The sequence below is a fragment of the Leptothrix toolikensis (SeqCode) genome, assembly GCF_057922285.1.
The window spans coordinates 1-3,463 of record NZ_JBYSVC010000139.1 but is presented as its reverse complement, the minus strand read 5'-3'; the positions used below and the strand labels follow the sequence as shown (position 1 = coordinate 3,463).

Below are 3,463 nucleotides of genomic sequence, written 5' to 3'. Positions count from 1 at the left end.
CACCGCTGGCATGCGCGCCATCACGGTGGCGGAGCGACCCATCAAGTAGGGCGAGGCGGGGCGTTTTTCGAAGCGTTTGGGCGCTGGCAGCATCACCGCCAGTCGGGCCGCTTGGGCGGCTTGTAGCCGGGCGGCCTCGGTGCGGAAATGGTGCTGCGCCGCCGCTTGGGCGCCAAACACGCCTTCGCCCCATTCGACGTGATTGAGGTAGATCTCCAAGATGCGCTGCTTGTCGAGCACCGCTTCGAGCATCAAGGTGATGAGCGCTTCTTGGGCCTTGCGCAGCACGCTGCGCTCCCCCGAGAGGAACAAGTTCTTGGCCAACTGCTGGGTGATGGTCGAGCCGCCAAAGATGCTCGGTTTGGCGCGGTGGGCGGGGGTGGCGGCCGCACGGGCTTCGGCCTTCTGGTTGCGCTCCCAGGCTTTTTCGATGGCATCCCACTCGATGCCGCTGTGGTCGGTAAAACCGGCGTCCTCGCTGGCGATCACCGCGCGCTTGAGCTGATCACTGATGGCTGGGTAACTGCGCCACGCTTGCGACCAGCCCAGACGATGTTTTTCGGTGATCAACCGCCAGGCTTCTGAGCGCTCAAAGCTGGTCGATTGCGGGTCGATCACCGTCATCGCGCCGATGCGCAGCAGCCAAAAGCCTTGCAGCGCGAGGAAGGACAGTGCCAGCAGAGCCAGCAGGCGCAAGGCGGTCGCGCGCCAGGGTTTCATTCAAAGCTCGGCGCGTAGTTGCGCCAGCACCGGGCCAGTGTCGGGGCGCACGCCGCGCCAAGCCGTAAAGGCTTCGGCCGCTTGTTCGACCAGCATCCCGAGGCCGTCGCGGCCACGAGCGCCGTGGGCTTGGGCCCAAGCCAGAAAGCCCGCTGCCGCAGCGCCATACATCATGTCGAGCGCCAAGGCTCCCGGCTTGAGCACACTTGCCGCCACGGGCGACTCGGCCCCACCCAAGCTGCTGGCGGTGGCGTTGATCACCACGTCGAACGCTTCACCCGCATGGTCCAGATCGGTGGCGTACATGCGTACCCCTTGAGCGCGTTGGGCCTGGGTTACTGCCCCATCTTGGTGACGCGCCACCAGCGCTTCAGCTTTGGCCACACTGCGGTTGGCCACCACGATCTCGGCCGGTTGGGTGTCGATCAACGGCCCCAAACTGCCCGCTGCGGCACCACCCGCACCGATCAGCAGCACGCGCTGGCCCGCCAACGCCACGCCGGCGTTTTGGGTGATGTCGCGCACCAAGCCGATGCCGTCGGTGTTGTCGGCCCACCAGCCCCCCGTATCAAAACGCAGGGTGTTGGCCGATTGCGCCAGCTCGGCCCGTGCGGTGCGCCGGGCCGCCATCTGCCACGCCTCAAACTTGAAGGGCACGGTGATGTTGCAGCCCCGCGCCCCGCTGGCCGCAAAGGCCAGCACCGTTTGGTTGAAGGCTTCAGGCGCGCTTTCAAGCCGGGCGTAATCCAGCACCTGTCCGGTTTGCGCGGCAAACAGGGCGTGGATACGTGGCGAGCGGCTGTGTTTGACGGGATGGCCGATGACGGCGTAACGGTCCATGGGTGCGGGGGGCAGAGAGAGGGTCAATGCGAGGAGGTGTCTTCGACGTTGGCTTGCAGGCCCTCGTCGCGGGTGAAGCGGAAGCGTGAGACGAACACCAGTTGGTCGAACTGGTTGCGCATCGCCGCCGTGAAGGGGCCAAAGGGCGCAGCGGCGCGGGCAATCGCCAAGGCGCGACGGTCCAGCACCCGGTTGCCCGAACTGGTGATGATGTCGGTCATGACGACGCGCCCGGAGGCATCAATGGCGATCAGCATGGACAACTCGCCATAGAGCTTTTGGCCGTTGGCTTCCGGGAAGTTGCGTGTGCCCAGATCCTCGATGCGGTGGCGCAGCGTGTCGTAGTACAGCGCATGCACCCCCTCACGTGCGGCCGGGCTGACATAGCGCCGGCGGGGGCGGGCGTTCTCGGCGTTGATGCGTTTCTCAATCTGCGCCAGCATCATCAGCAACTGGCGATGGCGTTCTTCTTCAGCTGCGTTGGCGGGCTCGCCCTTGTTGTTGCGACTGGGGTCGTTGAGCGCAGACGTAGCGAGTTCACGCTTGACTTGAGAGAGCAACTGCACTTGCTGCTCTTGCATCTGCTCCAGCAAGCGCGACGCATCGGTGACCGAGTCGCCGATGGCGTTGAGTGGGGCCACGGGCAGCGGTGAGGTGGCGCGTGCGCCGTCGGTTTCTCCGCCCCCGGCCAAGTTGCGTTGCGCCACCACTTCGGCCTTGGTGGGGGCTTCGCGGCTGCTGGCGTTGACCAGCACCACTTCGAGCGGACTGTCGCGCAAGATGCGATCAAAAGCGGCCGGATCGGCCACTCGCATCAACAGCAAGGCGGCATGGAGTGCAACCGACACCAGCAGGGCGATTTGCAGACTGGAGAGTGATTTCAGACGCTGCATGGGCGAAAGCAAGCTCAGCAAACAGTTCAGGCGGACACAGCCGAGGCGTCAGCCGCAGCGGATTCAGGGCTCAGGTCGATGGCCAAATGCAGGCCGGTGCTGGCCGCGCTGGCTTCTTCGTCATCCTCTTCAGCGGTGTCAGTGGCGGTGTCGGCGATGACTTCATCCAAGCGAGCCACCAAGGAGGCATGGGCTTCGAGGGTGAGCAGATCAACCTTGCTGACCCGCACCCGCACCTTGGCACCGCGCCCGAGGTTTTCAGCGCCCGTGGCGCGCAGCACCAGCGGCAGGCTATCGAGGCGCACCAAGCCGTCCTTGATGACCGCTGCTTCGACCTCGATGCCGCCGTGCTCCGCCAAGCCGTTTTGTTCCAGCCAGCGCAGCGTCCAGTAACGCTCCACACCGTTTTGGAAGTCGTTGTAAGCCCCGTAGGCCGACTCGAAGCTGGAGATGACCGAGAACAGTTCGGCGTCTTTGGGCTTGAAGGGTGCTGCCAACATGGCGGTGCGTCCGTGGCGGGCGCAGGCAATGATTTGCCACTGATTGACCAGATCGACATAGCGCCGCAGCGGCGAGGTCGCCCACGTGTAGTGCGCCACCCCCATGCCGGCGTGCGGCAGCGCGCGGGTGCTCATGCGCACTTTCATGCCCGGTGCCATGCTGGCTTGGCTGCGGTAGATGCCCGGCACGCCGAGTTCGGCCAGCCAGCCGCCCCACGTGTTGTTGGCCAGAATCATCGCCTCAGCCACGATCAGATCAAGCGGTGCGCCGCGTTTGCGTTCGCTGATGCGCACGGTTTCAAAGCCCTCGGGGGCTTGGCTGGGGGCGTTGCCGCTGGCATCGACGAGCTTGAAGTTGTAGTCGGGCCGGTTGAAGTTCTCCGGCTTGCCGCGCACCACTTCGCGTTGGGCTTTGAGATGCTTGGCCAAGCGCCAGCCAAAGGTCAATTCGGCCGCAAAGGCAAAGTCGGCCGGGGCTTGGCCGGTCAGCGCGGCTTCGGTGACCACGCT

4 protein-coding genes are annotated in these 3,463 nt (G+C 65.1%); all 4 read right to left on the bottom strand.

Annotated elements, in window-relative coordinates:
* The coding region (mtgA, locus tag AC3VI7_RS12450) for a monofunctional biosynthetic peptidoglycan transglycosylase (RefSeq protein WP_489671596.1) at positions 1-720 on the bottom strand (720 nt) is incomplete at its 3' end.
* A complete protein-coding gene (gene aroE / locus AC3VI7_RS12445) occupies positions 721-1,560 on the bottom strand; it encodes a shikimate dehydrogenase (protein ID WP_489668936.1) in 840 nt (279 codons plus the stop codon).
* A gap of 23 nt (positions 1,561-1,583) precedes the next feature.
* Positions 1,584-2,453, bottom strand: a complete 870-nt coding sequence (locus AC3VI7_RS12440; RefSeq protein ID WP_489668937.1) for an energy transducer TonB — start codon at positions 2,451-2,453, stop codon at positions 1,584-1,586.
* Positions 2,454-2,479: 26 nt separating this feature from the next.
* On the bottom strand, positions 2,480-3,463 hold a 984-nt coding region (locus AC3VI7_RS12435; protein WP_489671595.1), incomplete at its 5' end, for an RNB domain-containing ribonuclease.